At 35.3% G+C, this 25,315-nt stretch carries 22 protein-coding genes; 10 read left to right on the top strand and 12 right to left on the bottom strand.

Annotated elements, in window-relative coordinates; translation table 11 throughout:
* The first annotated feature begins 40 nt into the window (after positions 1–40).
* The 5 genes from VCM44_RS04660 (at position 41) to VCM44_RS04640 (ending at position 3,662) form a co-directional block, all read left to right on the top strand.
* Positions 41–826 (top strand): helix-turn-helix domain-containing protein, encoded by a 786-nt coding sequence (locus tag VCM44_RS04660; protein ID WP_334678133.1) that lies wholly within the window; start codon positions 41–43, stop codon positions 824–826.
* Between the two features lies 1 nt (position 827).
* On the top strand, positions 828–1,376 hold the full coding sequence (locus VCM44_RS04655) for a hypothetical protein (protein ID WP_334678132.1): 549 nt from the start codon (positions 828–830) through the stop codon (positions 1,374–1,376).
* Positions 1,377–1,633: 257 nt separating this feature from the next.
* Positions 1,634–2,128: a hypothetical protein gene (locus VCM44_RS04650; protein ID WP_334678131.1), complete on the top strand. Its 495-nt coding sequence runs from the start codon at positions 1,634–1,636 to the stop codon at positions 2,126–2,128.
* A 150-nt stretch (positions 2,129–2,278) separates the two neighbouring features.
* Positions 2,279–3,076 (top strand): hypothetical protein, encoded by a 798-nt coding sequence (locus VCM44_RS04645; protein ID WP_334678130.1) that lies wholly within the window; start codon positions 2,279–2,281, stop codon positions 3,074–3,076.
* 1 nt (position 3,077) lies between these two features.
* Entirely contained in the window at positions 3,078–3,662 is a 585-nt protein-coding gene (locus VCM44_RS04640) for a hypothetical protein (RefSeq protein WP_334678129.1), read from the top strand.
* Between the two features lie 20 nt (positions 3,663–3,682).
* Here VCM44_RS04640 and VCM44_RS04635 read toward each other — a convergent pair whose 3' ends face one another.
* Complete coding sequence (locus VCM44_RS04635; protein WP_334678128.1) at positions 3,683–7,144, bottom strand: hypothetical protein; 3,462 nt, start codon at positions 7,142–7,144, stop codon at positions 3,683–3,685.
* A 196-nt stretch (positions 7,145–7,340) separates the two neighbouring features.
* On the opposite strand from VCM44_RS04635, the gene VCM44_RS04630 reads away from it, so the two are divergent.
* Positions 7,341–8,132, top strand: a complete 792-nt coding sequence (locus tag VCM44_RS04630; RefSeq protein WP_120405261.1) for a sulfite exporter TauE/SafE family protein — start codon at positions 7,341–7,343, stop codon at positions 8,130–8,132.
* Here the strand turns inward: VCM44_RS04630 and VCM44_RS04625 are convergent.
* The gene (locus VCM44_RS04625) at positions 8,129–8,590 is read right to left on the bottom strand and encodes an Lrp/AsnC ligand binding domain-containing protein (protein WP_114705367.1); all 462 of its coding nucleotides are present in this window, start codon (positions 8,588–8,590) and stop codon (positions 8,129–8,131) included. The genes VCM44_RS04630 and VCM44_RS04625 overlap by 4 nt on opposite strands.
* A 127-nt stretch (positions 8,591–8,717) precedes the next feature.
* Between VCM44_RS04625 and asnB the strand changes: the two genes are divergently transcribed.
* The gene (gene asnB, locus VCM44_RS04620; RefSeq protein WP_334678127.1) at positions 8,718–10,298 is read left to right on the top strand and encodes an asparagine synthase B; all 1,581 of its coding nucleotides are present in this window, start codon (positions 8,718–8,720) and stop codon (positions 10,296–10,298) included.
* A 69-nt stretch (positions 10,299–10,367) separates the two neighbouring features.
* Here asnB and lon read toward each other — a convergent pair whose 3' ends face one another.
* The 6 genes from lon to VCM44_RS04590 all read right to left on the bottom strand — a co-directional run bounded on the left by lon (position 10,368) and on the right by VCM44_RS04590 (position 19,308).
* On the bottom strand, positions 10,368–12,776 hold the full coding sequence (gene lon / locus VCM44_RS04615; RefSeq protein WP_120405263.1) for an endopeptidase La: 2,409 nt from the start codon (positions 12,774–12,776) through the stop codon (positions 10,368–10,370).
* Positions 12,777–13,209: 433 nt separating this feature from the next.
* Complete coding sequence (locus VCM44_RS04610) at positions 13,210–14,505, bottom strand: DUF3373 family protein (RefSeq protein ID WP_334678126.1); 1,296 nt, start codon at positions 14,503–14,505, stop codon at positions 13,210–13,212.
* 21 nt (positions 14,506–14,526) lie between these two features.
* The gene (locus VCM44_RS04605; protein WP_114705371.1) at positions 14,527–14,784 is read right to left on the bottom strand and encodes a hypothetical protein; all 258 of its coding nucleotides are present in this window, start codon (positions 14,782–14,784) and stop codon (positions 14,527–14,529) included.
* A 209-nt stretch (positions 14,785–14,993) separates the two neighbouring features.
* Entirely contained in the window at positions 14,994–17,099 is a 2,106-nt protein-coding gene (locus VCM44_RS04600) for a methyl-accepting chemotaxis protein (protein ID WP_334678125.1), read from the bottom strand.
* Between the two features lie 246 nt (positions 17,100–17,345).
* The gene (clpX, locus tag VCM44_RS04595) at positions 17,346–18,656 is read right to left on the bottom strand and encodes an ATP-dependent Clp protease ATP-binding subunit ClpX (RefSeq protein WP_114705373.1); all 1,311 of its coding nucleotides are present in this window, start codon (positions 18,654–18,656) and stop codon (positions 17,346–17,348) included.
* 40 nt (positions 18,657–18,696) lie between these two features.
* The gene (locus VCM44_RS04590) at positions 18,697–19,308 is read right to left on the bottom strand and encodes an ATP-dependent Clp protease proteolytic subunit (RefSeq protein ID WP_114705374.1); all 612 of its coding nucleotides are present in this window, start codon (positions 19,306–19,308) and stop codon (positions 18,697–18,699) included.
* Between the two features lie 249 nt (positions 19,309–19,557).
* On the opposite strand from VCM44_RS04590, the gene VCM44_RS04585 reads away from it, so the two are divergent.
* Positions 19,558–20,160 carry a peroxiredoxin gene (locus VCM44_RS04585; protein ID WP_114705375.1) on the top strand — a complete coding sequence of 201 codons (603 nt, stop codon included), beginning with the start codon at positions 19,558–19,560 and terminating at the stop codon, positions 20,158–20,160.
* Between the two features lie 6 nt (positions 20,161–20,166).
* Here VCM44_RS04585 and VCM44_RS04580 read toward each other — a convergent pair whose 3' ends face one another.
* Positions 20,167–20,904 carry a hypothetical protein gene (locus VCM44_RS04580; protein ID WP_334678124.1) on the bottom strand — a complete coding sequence of 246 codons (738 nt, stop codon included), beginning with the start codon at positions 20,902–20,904 and terminating at the stop codon, positions 20,167–20,169.
* Between the two features lie 116 nt (positions 20,905–21,020).
* On the opposite strand from VCM44_RS04580, the gene VCM44_RS04575 reads away from it, so the two are divergent.
* Both VCM44_RS04575 and VCM44_RS04570 read left to right on the top strand, forming a co-directional pair.
* Positions 21,021–21,632, top strand: coding sequence for a DedA family protein (locus VCM44_RS04575; RefSeq protein ID WP_334678123.1), 612 nt, complete (start codon positions 21,021–21,023; stop codon positions 21,630–21,632).
* A 137-nt stretch (positions 21,633–21,769) separates the two neighbouring features.
* The gene (locus tag VCM44_RS04570; RefSeq protein WP_114705377.1) at positions 21,770–22,081 is read left to right on the top strand and encodes a hypothetical protein; all 312 of its coding nucleotides are present in this window, start codon (positions 21,770–21,772) and stop codon (positions 22,079–22,081) included.
* A gap of 68 nt (positions 22,082–22,149) precedes the next feature.
* Here VCM44_RS04570 and VCM44_RS04565 read toward each other — a convergent pair whose 3' ends face one another.
* From VCM44_RS04565 to VCM44_RS04555, 3 genes are all read right to left on the bottom strand, one after another.
* Entirely contained in the window at positions 22,150–22,713 is a 564-nt protein-coding gene (locus tag VCM44_RS04565) for a PilZ domain-containing protein (RefSeq protein ID WP_114705378.1), read from the bottom strand.
* Positions 22,714–22,726: 13 nt separating this feature from the next.
* The gene (locus VCM44_RS04560; protein WP_412473686.1) at positions 22,727–24,052 is read right to left on the bottom strand and encodes a PhoH family protein; all 1,326 of its coding nucleotides are present in this window, start codon (positions 24,050–24,052) and stop codon (positions 22,727–22,729) included.
* 118 nt (positions 24,053–24,170) lie between these two features.
* The gene (locus tag VCM44_RS04555; RefSeq protein ID WP_162929671.1) at positions 24,171–25,313 is read right to left on the bottom strand and encodes a hypothetical protein; all 1,143 of its coding nucleotides are present in this window, start codon (positions 25,311–25,313) and stop codon (positions 24,171–24,173) included.
* Positions 25,314–25,315 lie beyond the last annotated feature (2 nt).

Below are 25,315 nucleotides of genomic sequence, written 5' to 3'. Positions count from 1 at the left end.
TGAGTAGATCTAACAATCTGTTCATGCTATTCCAAGTTCTATGGATAAAACCAACTCCCCACATATCGGCCAAGAACCTCTTGGGCTTATCGATCAAGTCGTTAAGGATTTGACTGATAATCTGAAAAGTTATCGCAATATTAAAATTGGCGTAAGACTTATCTCTGATAAAAGTGGAGTTAGTGAAAGGACAATTTATCGATTACTGGCCAAGGAAAATAAGCCTACATACCAAACACTTCTAAAGCTTTACCGAGCTATTTATAACACTAATAATGACACACTTTTATTATCTCTAGTTCCTGAAGTGATAAAGAACGAGATTAATAAGTGTAATCCAAATAGAGCAAGTGAAGGCATTCAGTTTCACGAGAATATTGAAACTCAAATGTTATATGATCGAACTTTTGCTGAGATTTATATCTTAGCGGCATGTTCACCAATAACCAATGAGCTAATTCAATATCGCTACGGTATGAGTGGAATGCTAACTTTAGAAAAGATGCTTGATATGAAAGCGCTCCGACAGACAAAGGCGGGGCTGTATACCCTTGGAGAGAATCAAACGAATTTCAGCGCAAAAACACTTAAGCGCTTAGGAATGTCACTAATTGAAAAGTATAGTAAACCACAAAACGCAGAAGACTATGGAAATAATATCATCGGCTTCTACGCAGAAGGTTTGAGTGACGAAGCTTATAACCGTTGGCTTGAAGTCGACGCTAAGGCTTTTGAAGAAAAAATTAAAATTGCAAATGAGAGTAAATCAAAAGGAACAAAGAGATCTTTTACATTTATGGTAACAGATACTTTGAATGAGAAATAATATGAAAGAACTAATAATAATTTTAGCATCCCTTTCTATCTATGCAGGCGTAGGAGGAGTTTCAGGTGGACCAAAGCCAACGAAAGATGACTTTGCAAAACTAGGACCAAATACATCATGGGATAAGATTCTAAATGCTAAAAAACAAAGTGATGACATCAAAATTGAAGGAACAACTGTCTTTGTCTCAAGGCCAGTAAGTGCATTTGATACATGTCTTGATGGAGATATTCTCAGAACAACAAGAGAATTTCCTAAGTACGAGAGAATTAAAGTTGGCAAAACACATTATGGAGCAGATGAAGACGGATATAAATATGTCAAAGTTGGAACTGAAAAGTTAAGCTTCCCTATCACCTACACTACATGGGATAGAGTTTGTGCAAACAATGGCAAGAGATGTCGAGAAGTAACGAAAGAAGTTACAACTGAAACTATAAAAAAGGTGAAAGTAAAAAAAGTAAAAGTCTACAAAAGCAATAGTGATAGGCCTAGAGAAGTAATTCAGGACTCTTTTAATAAAGAATTTATCATTCCTTATTGTCAGTAGATGAACAATTCAAAATAAATTAAGCCGCTAGTAATAGCGGCTTTTTTTTGCAAAATATGGACAAAATCGTCAAAAACCTTCATTTGTCCTAAAAAACCAAGATTCTTATGACAATGTCGATGAAAATCCCATTAATCGAGTAGAAAAATTGTCACTTTAATTCAATCAAATTAATTTCATCTCATCAAAACAACTAAATAAGAAACAAATTGTTTAAACAACATTTCAAACAATTTAATAACAAACCGGAGGAATTTATGAAAAAATTAATCGCACTTGCTGCTGCATTACTAAGCGTTTCATCTTTTGCACTATCTGCAAACGACACTTGGGATCACATTAGAGAAGAAGTTAAAAATGACGTAAACCTAGTTATGTCTTCAGGATACTCAGTATTCATGGGAACAACTAGAACTACAGCTTTCAACGTATGTGTTAACGGTGAAAACTTCAATACAACTAAGCCATTCCCAATCTACAAGTACGTTAGAACTAATAGAGGTGGAGATAATGATAACTTCAAAAAAGTAATCGTTGGTTACGAAATTCTTTCTTTCCCAATCTCAAGAGTTGTAACTAAAGAAATTTGTTACGGAAAAAACGACAACAGATGTAAAACTTATACAGAAGTTGAAACTCAATCAGTTGTTAGAGACATCACAATTTCTAAGTTAGTTCGTCGTGGTGGAGATCGTGATGACAAGCTAGTAGAGCTTTTCACAAAATCATACGAAATCCCAGCTTGTAACTAATTACGAGTAAGGATCTAGGCAAGTGCCTTTTCCCTAAGGGGCACTTGCTGCTATAAAAAGGCCAAGACACGTTCTTGGCCTTTGTAATTTTTACTACTTAAATGTTTTTAATTACGAAACTGGCCCAATTACCGTATAAATTGAAGCATAATGAGAGAAATGACTACAAATGATATCAACAACTTAAAAGATACAACGACCCTTGATCTAAAAGGACAAGTTGCACTCGATATCACGACACATCTCAAACAATTTCGTGATGAATCAATAGGTCTAAGAAAACTATCAGAGAAATCTGGAATCCATCAAAGAACATTAAAACGATTATTGGCCCAAGAAAACCGACCTGGTTATCAAACACTAGTAAGACTTTATAGCTGTCTAGCTGAAAGTCCTAATGGCGGCCTTATGTTAAAGAATATTCCAGAAAGAGTTGCAAAGGAAATTGAAAAAAGATCTCCTATCTCAACCAAGGGTAATCTTCAATATAGCGAAGAAGCAAATCAAGAGATGCTATATGATAAAGTTTTTGCAGAGATTTACTGTCTTGCCTCAATGTCACCAATTACAAGCGAATATATTCAATATCGCTATGGTGTGAGCGGCGTTGAAACAGCAGATAAAATGCTAGACCTTGGAGTTTTAAAACTTACAAAAAAGAATACATACACAATTGGTGATAAACAGATAGAGTTTTCACCTAAACTTGTAAAAAGGCTTGGTTTAAACTTAGTTGAAAAATATTCGAAAACAGAAGATGTTGATCTTGCTGAAAAAAACCTAATCGCATTTTATGCAGAAGGCTTAAGTCCCGAAGGTTATCGAAAGTGGCTAAAAATTGACCAAGAAGCTTTTTATAAAAAAATTAATGTGACTAAGGAAGAAGGAATGCTTGGTGAAATCAAGACATTCACCTTTATGGCCACAGACACAATGAGAAAGGATTAAAATGAAGAATCTAATATTTATAATATTAATTGGACTTAGCCTAAATACCGTCGCAGGAACTGGCGGAATTAATGGATTCCTAGAACTTAAAAATGACCGCATTGATGCAGGAACTGGCGGTGTAGTTGGTGGTGTTGACGATCTCGATGAACTAAAAGATAAGAACTGGAATATCATCAGAGATCGCGTAAGAAATGACTATAACCTTGATCTTCAAGGAGATATTGCCTTTGTTGGTAAAATAGTATCGGTATTTAACGTTTGTATTGAAAACGACAAACTAAGATCAATTAAGAAAATGCCTGTATACAAAAGAGTATGGCTTGGTGGAAGTAGAGAAAATGATCGATTTAAAGATGTTTTAGCTGGATCAAAATACTATTCATATCCGATTGAGTCTGAAAGTGAAGAAAGAAGGTGTTATGGCCGTAAAGATAATCGCTGTAAAGTCATAAAGAAAGTACGTAGACAAAGCCTAAGTCCAAGTATTACTTTAAGAAAAGATATTACGCGAAATAATAGAAACGGTGATAGGAAATACGTCGAAATCTTTACTAAAAAATACGACATCCCATATTGTAATTAGAAAAATAAAAGCCTAGGCGCTTATATACTAACGCCTAGGTCTTTTCTATTATCAACAATTACTAAACGAATTGAATTATCACTAATCTTAAAACGGATGCCATCTGTAAACTTCCCTTTTATATTATCTTTAAGAAGTTCTTTAGTAAGCTCTTCATCACATCTAAGGTTTCCAGTTACTGTAACTGAAAGATCCCCAGATTGAATTAGAGTGATTTTAACAAATTCAATTCGAGAAAATACAAATGGTAAAGATTCGATATAAGAGATTAAACCTTTTTGATATTTTGCCGTCTTGATTCTATCAACAGCATTCTCATTGATATATAGACTTGCATCAAATTCTATTTTTGATAGAGCTATCTCTAAATCACTTTGAACTTCTTCAACCTTTATTTGTTTTTGAGTATTTTCCACCTCTGCCATAATAGGAGCGGCTTGCTCTTTAACAGATTTGATCTCAAAGCGACTTTGAGCTCTCTGGGCCTTTAGATTTCTGGCCTGACCTCTTAACATCTCTAGAGAGTTAACGATTGTCTTTGTCTTATTTTTTTCTTCTTGAAATTCGTCATTAATTAAAGAACATTCTTTTCTTAATTCATTAATTTCAATAGAAACACCTTCTAGAAGTTGACGTGTTGCTTTGTTTTCTTCTCTTTGTTTATTAAGACGTCCTAAAAGCTCATCTCTTTGAATGAGAAGCTCACCTTTTTGTCTTGTGGCCTTATCAATTCCCTCTTCTAATGTTTCCTTATTTAGAAGAACAAGATTCAATTCATCTTCAGTCTTTTGAGAAGCGGCCAATGCTTCATTAAGCTTTTTCTTCTTTTGCTTAAACTCTTTCTCGACTATTTTCTTTTCGTCTAATTCAACATTTAAAAGATCAAGCTTTTCTTGATGCTTATTTTCAACTTCACTTAATTCAATACTACTTTTTTCAATTTCTGTATTAAGTTTTACGATTTCTTTTTTTGCTTCTCTAGTATCAACAGCAAGCTTTTTGATTTCTTGATTAAGTTGTACCTTTCTCGTAAGATTTGACTCTAATTGATTTTCGGCTTCCTCGATTTCTGCTTCGATTGTCGCCATTGCAGCTCTAATATTGTAACAATCATTTTCAATCTTAGTTAATTCTTCATTACTAATAACTTGTTGATTGTTTAAGTCTTTATGCTTTGCTAGAAGCGTATCTCTTTTTAAAGTAAATTCTTGTAAATTACTTTCTTGATTTCTTTTCACACTATCAAGTTCATCTAGCTTTTGTTCTGTTGAGTTAATCATCTTTTCGATAACTTCAACTTCTGTTTTTAAAACCTGCTCTTTACTTCTCTTGTCCTCAACTTCTACTTCCAGCAGCTTCAGTTGACCATCAAGATTTCTCTTATGTGTCAGATGTCTCTCATATGTATCGCTTTCTCTTTGGATTGCTACATCTAATTTAGAAATTTCTGTTTCTATAGATTCTTTTGCTTTCGATTTTTTATTCTTTATTCTCTCAACTCGCTTTGTATTGGACTTAAGCGATGATAGAGTATTTTCTTTACGTGAAAGTACATCTTTTAAATCGACGACTTTATTCTCTAGTTGCGAGATAATCTCGATATTTTCACTCGTTACTTCTTTATTATTGCTAATCTCTTCTTCTACTTGAGAGATTTTTCTTTCAAAATGAGCAACTTTCTCTTCAACACCTTCCAATTGCTGTACTGTTTGATCTAACTTAGTACACAATTCATCTGCAATTCTATTAAGTTTTGTATTTTCTTGGGCCAATTCTTCAATCTCTTGCCCCTTTGTTTCAATTCGCCCTTCACCAATCTCAATACGTCCCTTCAAACTTCCAATTTGTAAAAGGATTTCATTATTTGATTTAGTGATTTTCTCTTCATCTGCTAGAAGAATATTCATTAAATTATCTTGTTCTTGAATTTCTTCATTAAGAACATCTCTATTTCTCTTAGACTTTTCAACTTTAAGATTTAGAAGATCGATACTTTTTTCTAATTTAAGAGCTGTTTGAGAAAGACTCTCTTTTTCAGATAACAAACGACGTTTTTCGACATCAAGATCAAAAATGTCTTGTCTCAATTCTACTTCACGGCCTTTCTCTTCGTTAATCTCTAGTCTTAAATTCTTAATCTCATTAGATTCGTCTTGTATCTTTCTTTCGAGAGCTTCAATTTGTTTTTCACGATTTATACAATTTGCAGTAGCCTGATTCTTCTTTGTTTCAAGCTCTTTAAGCGAAATTGTTAATCTTTCACCTTCACTATTTAGAGCACGAATTCTTTTTTCACTTTCAATACTTTCTGCAAGAATTAATTCATATTCTCTCTTTGTTTTCTTATAAGTTCGATCTAGCTCATCAAGTTCTAAGAGAGAGCTTCCCTCTCTTTCCCTTAATGATGTAATCTTTATTTCTAACTCTTTTTGCTGAACTAGGTTTTCTTCAATTAATTTCTTGAAGCGTCCTGACTCTGACTTTAGCAGTTCCAGGTCAGATTCTAGCTCAAGCTTCTTTTTTTCTTGTGAATCTAGGTGGTAATTTAACTCTTTAAGTTGTGACTTCTCACTTTCTTCTTGAGTTTTAAGCTCCGAAGCCTCTGATTCGAGTCGATTAATTCGAGCTTTAATCTTGAGCATGCTCTGCTTAACAGTTTCTTGCTTTGAATTAACATCTTGCAACTCACTTACTTGATGAGCAAGTTTCTTTTCTAGTTCATTTTTGTGCTCATACGACGCCTCTAGGTCGTACTTCATTCTTTCATAAAGAGTTGCCTCTTCATTCTTCTTGGCCTTAACTTTCTGGCTCTTCTCGATTAATGAAGAGATTTCACTATCAAGTTTAATTCTTTCAGTATTTAATAATTCAATTTGATCTTCTACTTTTTGAATTTCGATATTATCGCTTTCTATTTGTGAAAGCATTTTCTTAATTCTTTTCTTAGTATCCTTAATCTGGTTGCTTACACCTTCTTTCACTTCTGCATTACAGATTTTATTGCCACTAAGAACGTCTAGTTTACTCTTTAAAGTACCCTCTTCACCTTTTAATGTTGCAAGTTCAAGCTTGATCTTATTAATACTTTCTAATTTATCACCATGTGTTTTCGAAAGACCTGTTACCTCTTCCTTTAAACTCGTAATACTTTTTATAACAAGCTGCTTTTGATCGATTAATTCTTTTAGTGATGACTCTTGAGACTTATTTAGAGACTTAATCTTATCTATTCTTTGTTCAAGAATTTCTTTATCCGCTATCTCATCTGTTAGATCAGACTGTAGTCGACGTAAATTATTTTCTGTTTTTTGAAGCTTTATACGCTGTACTTCAATATCTCTTTTTAGTGAATTATTTTCACTAATTGCTTCCTCAAGTAATCGTTGATCTTCAACAATTTTCTCAGCTGCCTGAGCAGTCATTGCTTTGATTTCTTCAGGGTTTTCTTTTACTTTTTTATTCTTTAAATTAAATAGATTCATAGGGTCCTCACTGCCCTATATTTTCTCACTAAATTGTCTTTAAATAAGCATGTGGCAAGATTTGCATTGGCGCGGTGCTAAGTCATTTATCACCAATTTTTTTAATCATATATTCAATAGTTTTGTGTCACAACCTGAGCTTTTTAGTCTATCTTTAACTCTTGTCTTCCCCTCTTTCTAAGTGCATATTAATAAGATGATTTTTCTCTTATATTTGGCCGTTGGCGCTTTTGTTGGAACACTTTCAGGTTTATTTGGAATCGGTGGCGGTGTAATTATTGTCCCAACTCTCTTACTCATTTTTAAAGAACAAGGATTTTCATCAGATATTACGATGTTTATGGCCCTTGGTACTTCTCTAGCAACAATTGTTGTAACTGCAAGTTCATCGACATTAAGACATTACAATATGGGAAATCTCCTATCTGAAGTTACGAAAAAACTAATTCCACCTCTAATCATTGGAATCTGTGCTGGAGCCTATCTCGTTAACCAAGTTGAAGCTAGAACTCTAGAAGGGCTATTTATCACATACCTCTACTTAGTTTCTTTAAAAATGTTATTTTACAAAGTTAAAGTTGATGAACCAAAAGAAACATCTAATTTCCTCTATGCTATTACAGGCTTTATTATTGGTTTGAAGTCTTCAATTTTAGGAATTGGTGGAGGCACAATTAGTGTTCCATTTTTAACTTGGCGCGGTTATGAGATGAAGAATGCTGTGGCCATTTCAGCATCGATAGGAATCCCCATCGCACTTATAAGTAGCGTATTTTATATTTATAGCGGCTTTAATAAAGTGACACCAGATCACTCCCTAGGCTATATCTACTTACCTGCATTCTTTGGAATTTCAATTGCAAGCTTCTTTTTCACAAAGCTTGGAGCAAAGATTTCAAGTGTGGCCAATCAAGTGCTTATGAAAAAGATTTTTGCTATTATGCTTATCCTTATAGCGATAAAGAAGACTACGAGTTTTATCTCTTAAACGTTTAGGCTCTTATCAATTACTTGTTTTAAGCTAATGAAAGACTCTGTCGATTGAATCTCTTTAATCATCTGAATCTTTCCAATAAGAAATTCATGAAAGTGATTTATATCCTTAACCATGATTTTTACAATTAATGCATAATCACCTGTCGTATAATAGGCTTCAACGATTTCATCCATTTTCTCAAGCTTATCAATTACTTTGTGAATATCTCGTGCATTAACTAAGTGAAGGCCAAGAAGAACCACAACACCATGACCAAGCTTAGCATAATCAACCTTTATAGAGCTTCCTATGATAATGCCAGCTTCCTTAAGTTTTTCCACTCTTTGATGAATAGTTCCACCTGAAACCCCTATTTTTCTAGCCATTTCAAGGAAGGGCATGCGGGCATCTTTCTCCAAAAGCTTAATTATCTTCTTATCAGTACTATCAATTTCGTATTTTTCGGCCATTTTACCCCTCAAATATACTATATCCTCACTATTTTAATCTATTTATTAAATAATTAATAGTTTGAGATGTTCATAATTGAGAAATTGATAAAAATTACCGATTATTAATAAAAATATGGAGGTTTTCATGTGTGGATTTAGTGTTTTTACCGGAATAGTTGATAAAGAAGAGTTTGAAGTTAAGTTCGATTTAATCGCACACCGCGGTCCAGATCAAAGAGCAATTCACTCTTTGAAAGATGGCCTAATGGGATTTCACCGACTTGCCATTATGGACCTGACAGATGCTGGTTCTCAGCCTTTTATCTCAAAAGCTAAAACACACCTTGTTTGTAATGGAGAAATTTATAATCATCGTCTTTTAAAGACAGACTATATCGAACGCTATGACTTTCAGTCAGACTCTGATTGTGAAGTGATCATCCCTATTTTTGAAGAATATGGTATTGAGAAGTTACTTCTATCACTCGATGGTGAATTTGCTTTTGTTATCGAACAAGAAGGTAAATTCTTTGCAGGCCGAGATCCTATTGGTATCCGTCCCCTCTTTTATGGTTATGGTGTTGAGGACGGAAAGATTGCCTTTGCCTCTGAAGTAAAGGCCCTACAAGAGCTATGTAGTGATATTAAACCATTTCCACCAGGTCACTACTACGCTGATGGTAAATTTGTTTCATATTTTGATGTGAGAGAAATTAAAACAAGAAAAGAAGAAGATCTTGAAGCCGTTTATAAGGGAATCCATGATCACCTTGTAGAAGGTGTAAAAAAACGTCTTGATGCAGATGCTCCAGTTGGTTTTCTACTCTCAGGTGGACTTGATTCATCACTAGTTTGCGCTATAGCTGCAAAGTTAAGTGATAAACCAATTAAAACATTTGCTGTGGGTATTGATACAAACCCAATTGATTTAAAATATGCGCGAATTGTTGCAGACTTTCTAGGAAGCGAGCATCATGAAGTTATCTTTACAAAAGAAGAAGCGTTTGCCCATCTCTCAGAGCTAGTTCATAAGCTTGAAACATGGGATATCACGACGATTAGGGCCTCAATGGGGATGTCTCTGGTTTGTAAGTACATCCGTGAGAAAACTGATGTGAAGGTAGTCCTAACAGGCGAAGTTAGCGATGAGCTCTTTGGCTATAAGTATACAGACTTTGCACCAAGTGCACTTGAATTTCAAAAAGAAGCACAAAAACGTGTTCATGAATTATATCTCTATGATGTTCTAAGAGCTGATCGCTCGATTAGTTCTCATTCACTTGAAGCACGAGTACCTTTTAGTGATAAGGCCTTTATTGAATATGTTATGGGAATTGCACCAGAGCAAAAGATGAATTGGTCTGGTGAAGGTAAATATCTTCTTAGAAAAGCTTTTGATCATAGTGAATACCTACCGGATGAGATTCTTTGGCGTGAAAAAGCGGCATTCTCAGATGCTGTAGGACACGATATGGTTGATTGGCTAAAGGCGCTTGCTGAAGATAAGTACAGCGATTCAGACGTTACTCAGGCACGTGAGAAATATGAGCATGGTACACCTTTTACAAAAGAGTCGTTAATGTATCGAGAAATCTTTGAAACACATTTTCCAGATAAAGCACATTTAATTAAAGATTTTTGGATGCCAAATAAAGAATGGGAAAATTGTCAGGTAGATGATCCATCGGCCCGTGTTCTTCCAAACTACGGTGACTCAGGAAAATAAGAATAAAAAAAGCCTCGCAATAGCGAGGCCTTCTTTTAACAAGTATTAATTTTTTAGGAGGATAATAGCTTAGTTAGCTACTTCCATCCCGCTCCCAGAATCGATAACCTTCAGTCCTACATGTGACATGAACTTCTCTGGCTCTGTTAATTGTAGAGCAACCTTAAGAACATCTTCAACATGAGTTACTGGATGAACAGATAGTCCTTGCTTGATTTCCGGTGGGATCTCAAGAAGATCTTTTCTATTCTTCTCAGGAATAACAACTGTTTTTACTCCTGCTTGTTTTGCTGCCAGCATCTTCTCTTTTAGGCCACCAATTGGAAGAACACGTCCTCTAATTGTTACCTCACCTGTCATGGCAACATCTTGCCTTACAGGAATTCCAGAGATTGCTGATGTAATGGCCGTAACCATTGTGATACCTGCTGATGGACCGTCTTTTGGAGTCGCTCCCTCAGGTGCATGGATATGAATATCATGTGTTTCAAACCATTCTTTATCAATTCCAAGACGACCTGCAATTGAACGAACATAGCTCATTGCTGCTTTTGCCGACTCAGTCATAACCTCTCCAAGTTTACCAGTGATTTGGATACCACCTTTACCTGGAACTGCAATAACTTCGATATGGAGCATACAACCACCAACTGAAGTATAAGCAAGACCATTTACTAGACCTACCTCTGGCTGCTCTTCGATTACATTATCATCGAATTTAACAGGACCAAGGAACTTCTTAAGTTGTTTAGAAGTGATTGTGAACTTCTTACCTTTTTCAATATCTTTTGTGACAACATCAGTTGCAATCTTTCTTGCAATTGTGTTGAACTGTCTTTCAAGGCCACGAACACCAGCTTCTTTAGTGTAACCACGAACAACGTCCATGATTGTATTTTCACTCATTGAGTATTCGTAAGCATCAAGTCCATTATCTTTCCATGCACGTGGTGCAAGGTACTTCTTAGCGATCTGAGTTTTCTCAATCGGAGTATAACCAGCTAAGTTAATAATCTCCATTCTATCTCTAAGTGGACCTGGAATTTGTCCAAGATCATTTGCTGTCATAACAAACATAACTTTTGATAGATCGTATTCTACTTCAATATAGTGATCACCAAAGTTCTTATTCTGAGCTGGATCTAGAACTTCAAGCATTGCTGCCGCTGGATCCCCTCTCATATCAGATGTCATTTTATCAATTTCATCTAGTAGAATAACTGGGTTTGATGTTCCTGCTTTCTTAACAGCGCTGATGATCTTTCCTGGCATAGCACCTACATATGTACGACGGTGACCACGAATTTCAGATTCATCTCTAACACCACCAAGTGAAACTCTTTCAAACTTACGTCCAAGAGATTCAGCAAGTGACTGACAAATCGATGTTTTACCAACACCTGGAGGACCTGCTAGACAAAGGATTGTTCCCTTACCTTCAGAACCAACAAGACTTCTTACTGCAAGATACTCAAGAATTCTCTCTTTTACATCTTTCATTCCGAAGTGGTGATCATCAAGAACTTCTCTTGCATGTTCAACATCATTATTATCTTCTGTGTACTCTCCCCATGGTAGAGAAAGCATCCAGTCAATGTAGTTTCTAACAACTGCAGATTCTGCAGACATTGGAGACATTGACTTAAGTTTCTTAATTTCTTTTGTAACACGCTTAACAGCTTCTTCAGGCATTTTCTTCTTTGCCAGACGCTCTTCCATTTCTTGAACTTCAGACTTCTCATCTTTTTGTCCAAGCTCTTTTTGAATCGCATTCATCTGCTCATTAAGGTAGTATTCTTTTTGAGACTTTTCCATTTGCGACTTAACGCGAGTTCTTATTCTTCTCTCTACGTTAATAATCTCAATTTCACCTTGCATCTTCTCTAATAGAAGTTGAAGACGTTGCTCAATATCCACAGCTTCAAGAATCTCTTGCTTTTCTGGGATCTTCATCGATAAGTGAGCAACAATAATATCAGCTAATCTTGATGGATCAGTGATTGATGAAATACTCATAAGTAATTCAGGTGGAATTCTCTTATTAAGTTTCACATATTGTTCAAATACGTTTTTGATTGAACGTACTGTCGCTTCGATCTTAACTTGTTCTGGAACTTCTGGAACGCATTTAGAAACGTCGGCCCAATAACCTTCACTTCTTGCTTCAAACTCATCGATCGTTGCTCTATACTTCCCTTCGATAAGTACCTTAACTGTATTATCTGGTAGGCGAAGCATCTGAATAATATTTACAACAGTTCCTACATTGTAAACATCTTCACGATCTGGATTTAAAATACTAGCATCTTTTTGTGTGACGAGAAAAAGCTCATTACCATTCTTTGAAGCTTCCTCTAGAGCATTGATTGACTTCTCTCTTCCTACAAATAGTGGAACAACCATATGTGGAAAAATAATCATGTCTCTTAGTGGAAGTAGTGGTAAGTTCTTCGACTCAGTTGACTTCTTGTCTGACATAGCACCTCCTGCACTATTAATACTTGTCATAATTTCATTCTGGGAAAGGATAGGAAAAAGACCTCATGTCTAAATTCTGTTCCTTTAATAAATTGTATCAATATCCCCTCACGTTTTGGAAAGTTTTTTTCGCCGGAATCTTATGCCCCTCAATAAATTCACAGTGTATTAATAGCCTAACCTATGGTTTTTAAAGGCATTTTCCTTACCTGAGCGGTGAACACTGTTTAGCTAAAATATTCTAACATTTAGGCTGTATGAATTTTTTATAATCGTAAATTGAACATCTCTAGAAATAATATCTTTGAACTTTACATTCTTCTCGAAGATTCTTGAGATAAGATTTTGTGAGAGCGCCTAAAGAAATAAGCAAAAAAAAGGCCAGACATTAAGTCTGGCCCCTATGGAGTAAGTTAAGAAATATCTTAACTAATTAGAAGTTTGTAATGAGTCTCGCATATCCTGCATTTACCTTCTTTTCTACGTCAGATCCTGCACTAAGAACTCCATTAATATAAAGCTTATCGCGATCCTGCATCATATATCCAAGAATTAGTCTCATATCACTATTTACATCATATGATCCAAATACATGATGACCTGTAGAAGCTGGTGTTGAATAGAATCCAATTGCGTCTACATCTGCAAGTCCAACTTGGAATGCATAATCATCAGCCTTTAAAAACTCGTAACCAAGCTTGAAAGAACCAAAAGTGTAACGAGCGTCTAACATATAAACACTTCCATCATTACTTCCATCTGTTCCATCAGTGAAAACACCACCAACAGTTGGGATACCTCCTCTTGAATCAGTCGTAGTATGCTTATAAGTAAAACCAATATCTAAACCAGTGTTTCCAATACCATTGAATTCAAAATATGCCACATATGCATCGTAATCAAAGTTTAAATTTGAAACTGGTGTTCCACTAGATACTTGGTCAAGGAAGAAGTCTTGGAATCCTACATATTGAGCAATAAAATTCATACGCTTTGCCCAACCAAGGTTTAGCTTTTCGTAGTCGATCATTGCTGAGTACATTTGCTCAGTTGATCCAATTTTAATTCCACCAGCTCCAAGGTATCGACTATCAATAGCTGTAGCTGCACCATTAACTTGATTAAGTGGAGTATAAATTGCTCTTACAGCGAGAGTACCACCCATTGCTCTTGTACCATATGTTAGGGCCATACCATCAAGCTCAGCTCCATATGCTAATTGCGGATAAGTTCCAGATCTAGCAGTCCCCTTCTGTAGATGGTACGAAGGACCTTCGATAGTTGGTAGACGTCCAATAGAAAACGTGAATTTATCATCAATCTTATAATTAATAAATGCTCTTTCAACATAAACTTCTGAACCAGACTTATCACGACCAGCACCACCTGAATTAGAAACAGCAGAAGTATTACCAGCACGACTTGTAAAATCATTAAAGTATTTAGACATTGAAAGACGTCCATAGAAGTCTAATTTATTACTTCTTTTTGAATGCATATCAAATCTAAACCACAGAGAGTTTTGAGATTCACTATAGTTACTGTTTTGTGTTGTATTCTCTACATCAAAATAATCATAGCGAGCCTCTAGCTCTCCGTTAAAGCTCCACGTATTTAAATCCCTTGATAGCTCAAGATCCTCTACTCTGTCTTCTAGAGATGCACCGTATGCAGTTGATGAAAGAACTGCAAGTGCGATAATTGATTTTTTCATTGTATTTAATTTCATTTTTTAGTCTCCTTAAATTAATTATCCACCGATTGATGAAGATGCATCTTTACACTGAAGTGTACATCCGCTTCCAACGTCTACTGTTGCACCAGAACAAGTCTTAAACTTAATAACGGTTCCAGAACGACCTGGTGTTGCCATCTTTTCTGCTTCTGCTTTTGATTTTTTACACTGCTTTACAACAGCATTGATGAAGTCATCTTTTGCACCCGCGAATGCAAAAGGAGACATTAGTGAAACTCCTAATAAAATAGGAAATATCCTAGAAATTCTCATGGCTCCTCCTTGATATGAGAACATAGTTAAATGCTTAAACTACTAATAAAAATTATTTTAGTGAGGTATACGAAAAAAATAAAGAGGGAATCTGTACTTTTCTAAAGAAAAGCTAAAGTAAATCTATCTAAATATTTAAATTTACTTAAACTATACAGCTTAACGGCCAAGGAAACCATTTAAGTCGGGAATATAAGGCACCGTAATAACTACGATGCCTTCTTTTGATTTGATTCTTTTGGAAAATTTACGACTTTTGCATCTTTAGTTTTTTTTACCTTTGATGTCGATGCATTATTCTTTGTTCTTCCACCAATTATCTCATTTTGGAGTATTGATAGAACATTTTGAAGATTATTTGTTTCATTATTTAAATCTTCCGCATATTGAAGCATCTTTGATGCAATTTCTTGATTATCAGAAGATGCTTCTTGCATCTGATTCATAGCTTGTGAAATATTTGTAACGCCTGTTTCTTGTTCAGATGTCGCTGCTGATATTTCTTGAGACATTGAAGATACATTCATTACACCATGAACAATCTCTTCAAGGGCCCCTGTACACTCTTCTGAAACTTTAATTCCATCATCAATTTTGACACGAGACTGCTCAATCATCGATTCTACAGACTCTTTATTTTCTTTTACGATTTTTTCAACATGGGCAACAGACTTCGTTAGAATTGCATTAATCTCTTCAGATGCAGTTCCAGACATTGCAGCAAGATTTCCAACTTCTTCTGCAACAACAGCAAAGCCCTTACCATGCTCACCTGCTCTAGCTGCTTCAACTGAAGCATTAAATGAAAGAAGCTTTGTTTGAAAAACAATGTCATTAATAACTTGTGTTTTCTCATTAATCTCATTGATCAGATTAACAATTTCAGAAATTTTTTCACTTCCGTCATTTGTCGTTCTAAGGACGTCATCATTTGCTTGTTTAATATTATTCATTGAAGACTTAACTTCCTCAACTTTATGTTTTCCATCCTGTGCAACTCTTTCATTATCCGTTGAAACATCAACCGAAGTCGCTGCATTCTGTGCATTCATTTTTACCATGCTTGATAATTCATCAAGGGTTGATGCAGTCTCATGTATTGCCTGCGCTTGATTTGAAGTCAACTCACTTACACGATGAGAAACCCCATTTAAATTTTCAACAAATTTAACCGTTGATTTTGCAGAGTTTTCTAAGCTTGCAACAACTCCAAGAAGTTGCTTATAAAGATTTCTAACTGTTGCAAAAGAGATAACAACACAAAGGATTAGAACACCAGCTAATGTGAAATAGAATAAATTTTGAAGTGTTATAATTTCACCATAGGCTTGTTTTTCCGTCATACCTATAACCAACTTCCACTTCATCATATCAAGGAAGCGGCGATGGTGAATTTCACCAAATGAGTAAAGATATGTTTCCTTACTGTCCCCTAGAATATGAGGATGAAGAATAGTATCTACCTTACCTTCCTTCATCTTGACTGCCATCTCATCATCTGAAGCAATCAATGTTTTTGCTAAATTATAATTTTCAAAGTCATGAAGATTCTTGTCTTTCTTTGCAAGTTCTTTGTCATAAGAAGTGATGACTTTTCCTTCGCTATTAATTAAGTGAATCTCAGAAGAGTCCATTCCATTTGAGTTTAAAGTATGAAAAAGGTTCTTCATTTCACTTTCAAACCAGCGGCTTCCCACAAATGCACCTAAAACGGCAATTGGATCACCATATTCATCTTCAATACGAGTTGAGAAGTATTGCCCCATTCTCTTTTCGCCATACACTTTCGATATCATTTCACTCTCGTGAACTTTTCCAGCAAAAGCACCAAAGATTTTCTTATCGTAATTTTCTGTGTACTCACCTTTTGATGTTTTTTGAAACCAATTATCATTTTTAAAGTTATAAGACTTAAGAAATTCTGTGTTCAATTTTTCCCCAGCGGCCGTAATTTCGGAATGAGCAATCAGTTTCCCATCTAAACCAATTAGAAATAACATATCTGTATCAGGGTAAAGAGTGACAAGCTCATTTAAAAGAAACGTTGATGCTCCAGGGTCTTTATCTTTAAGATCTTTGTTTCGAGCAAAAGATTGAACGTTATTATAATTAGTGAAGAATTGTTCAGAAATTGAATTTGTTAAATTATTATAATAAAGAGCAAATCCATCTCGCTTACTTGCCTTTTGATCTTCAATTCCTTTTTGAAAAGGGACAAAAACCGCAAATGATATAAATAAAACCATTCCAATTGAAATGAAATAAAGTTTTTCTTTTAAGCCTATGGCCATAAACTTTGTTAATTTTGTTAACACATTCCCTCTAAACATCTCTTATCCCCTAAACATAAAATAGATCTAAATAATTTTTCGGTTAGCTAAGTGTCAACCTTTAGAAATTCTTTAAGTTTCTTAACTAATTTATTAATAATGAAGCGATAAATGGCTGAATTTATGAAAATTAAATAAAGATAGTTACGTAACAGGATTTACATCTAAGATGAAAATAAAAAGGCACGAACTATGTCGTGCCTTATTATTAAGAAAATGTATTCAATTTAATTAAGCTGATTCAATATCTTTCTTGGCCTCAAGAGCTGAGTTCGCAGTTGATGAGAATTCCTTGCGCGGACCTTCTTCAACTCTTGGAGACTCAATTCCTCTAATAGAGGCTTCAGTGATAATAACTTTATTAGCTTTATCATTTGCTGGTACATCATACATAACTTCAAGCATTGTTTGCTCAATGATTGCTCTTAGACCACGAGCACCTGTTTTTCTCTCTAGTGCAGTCTTAGCAATTGCATGAAGTGCTGCTTCTTCAAATTCAAGTTCGATACCATCAAATTCAAAAAGCTTTTGATATTGTTTTGTTACTGCATTCCTTGGTTCAGTAAGAATTGAAACAAGTGCTGCTTCATCAAGCTCTTCAAGTAGAGCATTAACAGGAAGACGTCCAATGAACTCAGGAATTAATCCAAACTTCGTTAGATCTTCTGCTTCAATTCCACCTAGCTTTTGAATTACAGACTCTTCTGCGTCAACAGTTTGCTTAGCAACTAGACCCATTGGTCTCTTAGTCATACGCTTTTCAATGATCTTATCAAGTCCAACAAATGCTCCAGCAACTACAAAGAGAATATTCTTTGTGTTTACCTGGATAAACTCTTGTTGAGGGTGCTTACGGCCACCTTTTGGTGGAACTGAAGCAACTGTACCTTCAACTAGCTTAAGTAGTGCCTGTTGAACACCCTCACCAGATACGTCTCTAGTGATTGATGGGTTTTCAGACTTTCTTGCAATTTTATCAATCTCATCAATATAAACAATTCCACGCTCAGCTCTTTCTACATCGTAGTCACATGCCTGAAGAAGGTTAAGAATAATATTCTCAACGTCCTCACCTACGTAACCAGCTTCAGTTAGAGATGTTGCATCAGCAATAGCAAATGGAACATTTAGAAACTTTGCTAGTGATTGTGCAATAAGAGTCTTACCTGAACCAGTTGGCCCAGCAAGTAAGATATTCGACTTTGCTAATTCAACAGCATCATCTTTTCTCTTAGAATCACCGTGGGCAATTCTTTTATAGTGGTTATGAACTGCAACTGAAATAATCTTCTTAGCACGATCCTGTCCAATTACATACTCATCAAGGTGCTTCTTGATTTCGTGTGGCTTTGGAACATTATCAAGAGCTGCTTTTGATACAGACTTAACTGTATCCTCGTAGATAATTTCATTACATAGCTCGATACATTCGTCGCATATATAAACACCTGGTCCTGCAATTAACTTCTTTACCTCTTTTTGAGATTTTCCGCAGAAGTTACAAGACAGAGCGCTGTTATATGATCCTTCTTTTTTACTCATTAAAGTTCCTTTCGTTTATATACAGTATTCAACTATAGTTCTATTTCTTGTTTGATTCAATAACGCTATCGATAATTCCTAGCTCAATTGCATCAGTTGGCGACAAGTAATTATCACGATCAGTTGCAGCAACAATTTTTTCCATCGTCATATCAACAGATGAGTGCTTAATGTAAATATTATTTAACTGATCTTTTAATGTTTGAATTTCATTTGCTTGAATCTGAATATCAGAACACTGACCTTGTGCACCACCTAATGGTTGGTGAATCATGATTCTTGAGTGAGGAAGACTATAACGGTGTCCTTTTTCCCCTGCTGTTAGAAGCAGTGATCCCATCGATGCTGCAAGACCAACACAGTAAGTATAAACTGGGCATGATACGTGTTGCATAATATCGTAGATACCTAGGCCTGCATAAACGCTTCCACCTGGTGAATTAATATAGAAGTGAATTGGATCTTCTGGGTTACTTTGCTCAAGGAACATAATCTGAGCAATTAATAAGTTGGCAACAGTGTCATTAACCTGCGTTCCTAGAAAAACAATTCGATCAAGTAATAGTCTTGAGTAAATATCGTATTGTCTCTCTCCTCTTGCTGTTTGTTCAATAACAATTGGATTAGGAATATGTGCCTTTGGATCTGTCATTTTTTCTCCCTAGAAAATGAATTTTTCGATTTCATTCAACATTTCGGTGAGCCGAGTCATTTTCTTTAGATAAAAGTGCAAGTTAAGTAATAATTAATACGTCCCTAAGCAATGGAAATTATTTAAGCTTCACCGCCAAAAGTATCAAAATTAACATAACAGGTCTTGAACTTCTCATAAGGCTACGGTTAAATCGATTCAAGAAAAAATGAATAAATTTTTAAGTACTTAAACACACAGGAGAAAGTAATGACTGAAACAGTTTATCCAACTTCGCTAGTTTCAAAAGCGGCACCAGAATTCAAAGGAAATGCAGTAGTAAATGGAGAAATCAAAGAGATCTCTCTTTCTGACTTCAAAGGAAAGTGGAAAGTTCTTTTCTTCTACCCACTAGATTTCACATTTGTTTGCCCAACAGAAATCACTGCATTCTCAGATAAGATTCAACTTTTTAAAGACCTTAACTGTGAAGTTATCGCTTGTTCAGTTGATTCAGCTTTCTCTCACCTAGCTTGGACGAAGCAATCAAGAAATGAAGGTGGACTTGGTGACATTAATTTCCCAATTCTAGAAGACCTTACAAAAGAAGTTTCTAGATCATATGGAGCGCTAATGCCATCTGGTGATGTTGCATTTAGAGCAACTTATATCATCGATGACAACAATATTGTTCAACACGTTTCAATCAACAATCTATCAGTTGGTAGAAATGTAGAAGAAGTTGCAAGACTTGTAGATGGTTACCAATTTACAGCTAAGCACGGAGAAGTTTGTCCGGCAGGTTGGACAAAAGGTGCTGATACAATGAAGCCAGATCCACAAGGGTCACAAGAATACTTTAATAAGCTATAGTCTTATTCAATAATAGAACCCGACTCCAACACCGAGTCGGGTTATCTTTAATTCTCTCGAATCATCTTGTAATTCATGTCTTTTTACGAAAATGTGGTACCACATATTCTCACTATATTTTTGTGAATAATCGATTAAATAACGTTGTCCTTTTAAGCCTGTCTTTGAACTAAATGATTGAGATGCACTCATTTTAAATACAAATGGTGTGAAAAACTTTTGTGCAAAGGCCAAGCCCAATGTCCCATAAGTAATTTTCTGAGTAACTGATTTTAACTCCTTTCCACTTCCTAGGAAATCAGGTGTGTTATAGAGATAGAAGACTTCATGATCAAGCCCTCCAAAGAATCCCGTTACATTTCGATATGTATAAGATTTATGAGCATGGAAGCTAAAACCAGTTTCAGGATCTAGTTTCGTATTATTTGAGAAAGTACTTCCTCCTTCTTCCTTAATATCGGATGGTACAATATAAGATAGACTTCCCGTTGCAAGCAGAGATAACTTTTCAATTGAACTAGGGAAAAATGCAAAACCGGCCGTAATTGTCATTGGCGAATTCTGCTCAGTAGAAATCATAATATTAGAAACTTTTTCTTTTTGAATCCCCAGTGAAGCGGCCGTTTGTATAAAATAATTGAACTCATCACCATTAGACTTTAGAAAGTAATCTAAGTTTTTTCCGTGGACCTGATTTATATTTAGGCCAATAAAGAATATTACAAGTGATCTAAAATACTTCACAAAAGCATAGTAACAAAAGACTTAAAAGTTTTAAGCTAGGAAAAAACAGCTGATAAATTAATGCGATTTAATAGAATTTAGGATATTCTTTTAAGTGTTTATTTACAGGAGAAATAATGGAATTTATCGATCAAATCATGCTCTATATAAATACTAATGTAAGCTTAGCTCCATATATTATCTTTGGGCTACTACTACTTGCTGGTTTTAATATCCCAATATCTGAAGATGTGATGTTATTTACTTCGGCGATTTTAGCTGCAAAAAATCCAGAGTATCTCTACCCTCTTTTCTTTGCTGTTTTTCTAGGAGCATATTTTTCTGATTTAATTTGTTACGGATTCATTGGACGCTATCTTGGTCCAAAGATCTTTGGAATAAAGTTCTTTGCTTCGATGGTAACGCAAGAAAGGCTTGATACAGTGAATGCCTTCTTTAAGAAGTATGGTGTCTTCACATTAATCTTTGGTCGATTTGTACCATTTGGTTTTAGAAATGCTCTATTTCTATCAGCAGGGCTTGGTAAAATGAATGCATGGAAATTTGCCCTTTCGGACTTAATTGCCGCAACGATTTCTTGTGTCGTCTACTTCACGGTTTATTACAAGTTTGGAGAAGCGGCCATTGAATATATCAAAAAATCTAATTATGTGATTGGCTCGGTTGCCCTTGCCATCATTCTCGGATTCGCCATTAAAAAATGGAAAAAGAAACGTGTAACTAATTAAAATCACAAATTATAGAAAAAATTACAAGGCCTGAGGATATTTATTGTCAGCTCAGGCTTGTTACTCCATAATCCCGCTTGTTCACAAAAAATGTGAAAAAAGTTGAACGGTATTTATTTTTTTGGAGTACAAGCGAAATGTTAAATTCTATCCCACAAGAGAAAGTAGTAAATTTCAATGCGTTTAAAGCTGAAAAAGCAATGAGATGTGAAAATACTGTTCAAAGAGATTATTTTTCGAAACTTGATTTTTCTGCACTTATTAATGAAACACATAGTCTCGTGAGTGAAATTAATCAAGAAAATGCAATCAATGACGAACTTCTAGTAAAAGTAGATCAGCTTACGGCAGAATTTAAAAGCCGAATTCTTGATAACGAAACACCTATTGATAAATATTTATTAGCAACAATTAAAGACTTAAAGTTTTCAATCAAGGCAAAACTATAAGCTTTGTTTGAAACCTATATCCTTCTCGTTTTATTAAGGCCCAGTAATCTGGGCCTTATTATTCTAAATTATAATGATTCTAGTGATTGGTAATCGTGTAAGACTTTTGCTCGAAGAAGTGGAATCTTTAGTGATGAATCGTAGCCGAGTAAAGCGGCAGTCTTTCTAAGTTGAACAATATTACCCTTCTTCTTTGATGAGTTCTCAAATTGCGTTAAGAGATAAATCATATTTTTTGAAAAAGTTTGAACGTAGGCTTTAATCAAGGCCATATTTCCAGAACTCACTTCACTGAACTTCGCACCAATTGAGGGTAGAAGAATTTTTTCAACTTCTGACAGTCCTTCAAAAGAGCGAACAACATCAACTTCACATCGCAATACTTCAATATCAAAAGCACTGTGATCAATACTTAATAGTTTCTGTGTGCTAAGTTTTGAAAATTCAGGATATTGAATAAGAGATATCATTGTATGGAAGCGCGACTTTTCAGGGACGCGCCCCATATCAGAAATTAACATTCCACCTTCAGAAATATTAGAACACTTTGCCTTTAGTACATAATCGTCACAAAGATAGAGCATCTCTTGATTAACAGGCGCTCTTAAATATTGACGATTTGAACGTGACACTGGTTTCTAACTCCTAAAGTAGCTTCGAAGCTGTTTCAGAAAGCGCAGAACGCTCACCAACAGTCAGCTGCGTATGAGAAATAATATCTTCCGTCTTTAGCCTTTCAACAACATAACTAAGACCGTTGTTTACCTCATCAAGGTATGGACTATCAATTTGGTACGGGTCACCTGTGAGGATGATCTTCGTTCCTTCACCGGCACGAGTAACAATTGTCTTAACTTCGTGTGGTGAAAGGTTCTGGGCCTCATCAACAATTAAGTATTGTCCAGGAATTGAACGACCTCGAATATATGTCAGTGGTTCAATGTGAAGAAGTCCGTGATCCATTAGATCAACATATGACGAACTTGTTCCAGCTCTTCTTTGATCAAAAAGGAAGTCCATATTATCAAAAATCGGTTGCATCCAAGGACCTAGCTTATCATTTACGTCACCTGGTAAATAACCAAGGTCTCTTCCCATTGGTTGAATTGGACGAGAAACAAGTAGTCTTGAATACTTTTCTTGATTAATCGTCATTTCAAGACCTGCTGCAATGGCAAGAAGAGTCTTACCTGTACCGGCCTTCCCAACAAGTGAGACTAATTTAATATCATCATTTAGTAGAGCATCAAGAGCAAATTGTTGCTCCATATTCTTTGGATAAATACCCCAGATCCCTTCTCTCATTGGGATTAGAGGAACAATTCCTAGCTTGCTTTTAGAAAAACGTCCTAGAAGTCTTCTACGATCATTTCCTTCTTCATGAACAATTAAATACTCATTTGGAAAAATTTCTAATTCTTCCCAGTTTTCTAATTGTAGGAAGCGATTCTTTTCATATTCTTCTAACTTATCTTTAGGTAGAGGTAGATAACGATAACCGCTATAGATCTCCTCTATCTTCATATCTTTCATCCCGTAATCTTCAGCTGTGATTCCCAGGATATCTGATTTAATTCTTAAGTTGATATCTTTTGTAATTAACGTAACATCATCACCTTGCTCTTTTAGAAAGATTGCAGAGGCCAAAATTAAGTTGTCATTAATTGATAAATCAATCGTTTCTTCTTGATTATCAACAGCTCGATCAACTGAAATGATTAGTGTTCCGCCATTATCTAATTCAACACCATCAACAAGAGAACCTTTTTGACGAAGTTCATCGATGATACGAGAAAAGTAACGTGCGTTACGGCCATTCTCATTTTGGTCTTTCTTAAAACGATCAACTTCTTCAACTACAACAAGTGGAATAAAGACGTCGTTTGGACCAAATTTATTAATAGCATTAGGATCAAATAGTAATACGTTAGTATCAAGAACAAAGGTTTTTCTAGTCAAAATGCCCTCCATGACATTAAGAATTGATGGGAGGAATCCTCTCTTACCTAAATTTTAAGTTATCGCCGAAAGGGATGTCAAAGAAAAAGGGGAATTGGGAATGCGCAGCAAAGTGCGAAGAGTATTGTAATTAAAAGATATCCATTGAAACATCAAAAAGAGATAGGAAAACAAATAGCCTATCACCTTCTGTTTGCTTGTAATCTGCACCGATCTCAACACTATTGTAACCAAGTGTAAGTGTGACAGGCCACATTCTAAGCTCAGCACCATAATTTAGATAACCTTCACCGATTCCTGCAAAAAAGCCAAAGAATGGAATATTGACCTGAGCACCTAGATGCATCATGCGGCCAAAGTCGAGTCCCTGATTTAATGGTTTGATATCTAAGGCAAGAGCATAATCAAAGACCTTAAAGTCTTGCTTAAAGGCAAAACCAGAATTAATGGCCATATTAATCTTTGGAACGCTATTGTCTCCGTATTCTTTTTCAAAGTGAGTGTCTGCAATATCGAGAATTGCTAGTGATGCTACAAACTCAGTATTTCCCCAACCATTGGCATACTCAATTCCGATATCATGACCTGTACCTGCTCCTTTTGAGTATCCGAAAGTATTTTTAATATCTTCGATAGAAGCGAAACCAGCTTCAACTTTACTGATTATATTTGTAGAGAATAGATCAAATTTATCTTTTGTACCTTCACGACTTAAATATTTAAAAGAATAACCAATTGAGAGTCTCTCTCCTGTCATAATTTTTTGTTTTTGTTTATTTCGACTTCCACCAATTAAATTGAAAGCAAATCCTGTAATAAAGCCACGGTCATAGCTATAATCAACATCAAATGCAGGGTTTACACGATTCTTTAAAACAATATTGGCACGGTTTTGTGTGAAGTAAGAAAATGAAAAGTGATGTGCTTTGATCGTTGAAAAATTAGATAACTCTAAATAAAGTGGAAATCCTAAGAGTCGATCAGCAATGGCATCCGCATCATTTGGTAAATTAGAAAAACGATCGAGATCATCAAGGGCATTAGGCCCGGCAACAGTTAAGTTTACAGGAGACAAATCAATATCGTAATTACCACCAAGACTTGCTGGATTATAAAAAATTGTAAAAGTATCTTGGTTTGCTAATCCCATCCAAGCATTTCCCATTAGTCTTGCTTTTGGAGATTGACCTAATTGGAATTTCTCAAAGGCCTGCGTTGATATCGTCGATAACCCTAAGCAAATAATAAATATGAGCCTTGCGAAGTTTTTCAATG

This window comes from Halobacteriovorax sp. DPLXC-1, from assembly GCF_036903125.1.
Lineage (GTDB): Bacteria > Bdellovibrionota > Bacteriovoracia > Bacteriovoracales > Bacteriovoracaceae > Halobacteriovorax_A > Halobacteriovorax_A vibrionivorans.
Note: the sequence above shows the minus strand (reverse complement) of the source record. Positions and strands in the feature narration are given on the sequence as shown.

What these genes read in the sequence shown, in the direction of transcription:
- VCM44_RS04660 (WP_334678133.1), top strand. Translation starts at nt 41, where the DNA reads ATGGATAAAACCAACTCCCCACATATCGGCCAAGAACCTCTTGGGCTT.
- VCM44_RS04655 (WP_334678132.1), top strand. Translation starts at nt 828, where the DNA reads ATGAAAGAACTAATAATAATTTTAGCATCCCTTTCTATCTATGCAGGC.
- VCM44_RS04650 (WP_334678131.1), top strand. Translation starts at nt 1,634, where the DNA reads ATGAAAAAATTAATCGCACTTGCTGCTGCATTACTAAGCGTTTCATCT.
- VCM44_RS04645 (WP_334678130.1), top strand. Translation starts at nt 2,279, where the DNA reads ATGAGAGAAATGACTACAAATGATATCAACAACTTAAAAGATACAACG.
- VCM44_RS04640 (WP_334678129.1), top strand. Translation starts at nt 3,078, where the DNA reads ATGAAGAATCTAATATTTATAATATTAATTGGACTTAGCCTAAATACC.
- VCM44_RS04635 (WP_334678128.1), bottom strand. Translation starts at nt 7,144, where the DNA reads ATGAATCTATTTAATTTAAAGAATAAAAAAGTAAAAGAAAACCCTGAA.
- VCM44_RS04630 (WP_120405261.1), top strand. Translation starts at nt 7,341, where the DNA reads ATGATTTTTCTCTTATATTTGGCCGTTGGCGCTTTTGTTGGAACACTT.
- VCM44_RS04625 (WP_114705367.1), bottom strand. Translation starts at nt 8,590, where the DNA reads ATGGCCGAAAAATACGAAATTGATAGTACTGATAAGAAGATAATTAAG.
- asnB (WP_334678127.1), top strand. Translation starts at nt 8,718, where the DNA reads ATGTGTGGATTTAGTGTTTTTACCGGAATAGTTGATAAAGAAGAGTTT.
- lon (WP_120405263.1), bottom strand. Translation starts at nt 12,776, where the DNA reads ATGTCAGACAAGAAGTCAACTGAGTCGAAGAACTTACCACTACTTCCA.
- VCM44_RS04610 (WP_334678126.1), bottom strand. Translation starts at nt 14,505, where the DNA reads ATGAAATTAAATACAATGAAAAAATCAATTATCGCACTTGCAGTTCTT.
- VCM44_RS04605 (WP_114705371.1), bottom strand. Translation starts at nt 14,784, where the DNA reads ATGAGAATTTCTAGGATATTTCCTATTTTATTAGGAGTTTCACTAATG.
- clpX (WP_114705373.1), bottom strand. Translation starts at nt 18,656, where the DNA reads ATGAGTAAAAAAGAAGGATCATATAACAGCGCTCTGTCTTGTAACTTC.
- VCM44_RS04590 (WP_114705374.1), bottom strand. Translation starts at nt 19,308, where the DNA reads ATGACAGATCCAAAGGCACATATTCCTAATCCAATTGTTATTGAACAA.
- VCM44_RS04585 (WP_114705375.1), top strand. Translation starts at nt 19,558, where the DNA reads ATGACTGAAACAGTTTATCCAACTTCGCTAGTTTCAAAAGCGGCACCA.
- VCM44_RS04575 (WP_334678123.1), top strand. Translation starts at nt 21,021, where the DNA reads ATGGAATTTATCGATCAAATCATGCTCTATATAAATACTAATGTAAGC.
- VCM44_RS04570 (WP_114705377.1), top strand. Translation starts at nt 21,770, where the DNA reads ATGTTAAATTCTATCCCACAAGAGAAAGTAGTAAATTTCAATGCGTTT.
- VCM44_RS04560 (WP_412473686.1), bottom strand. Translation starts at nt 24,052, where the DNA reads ATGGAGGGCATTTTGACTAGAAAAACCTTTGTTCTTGATACTAACGTA.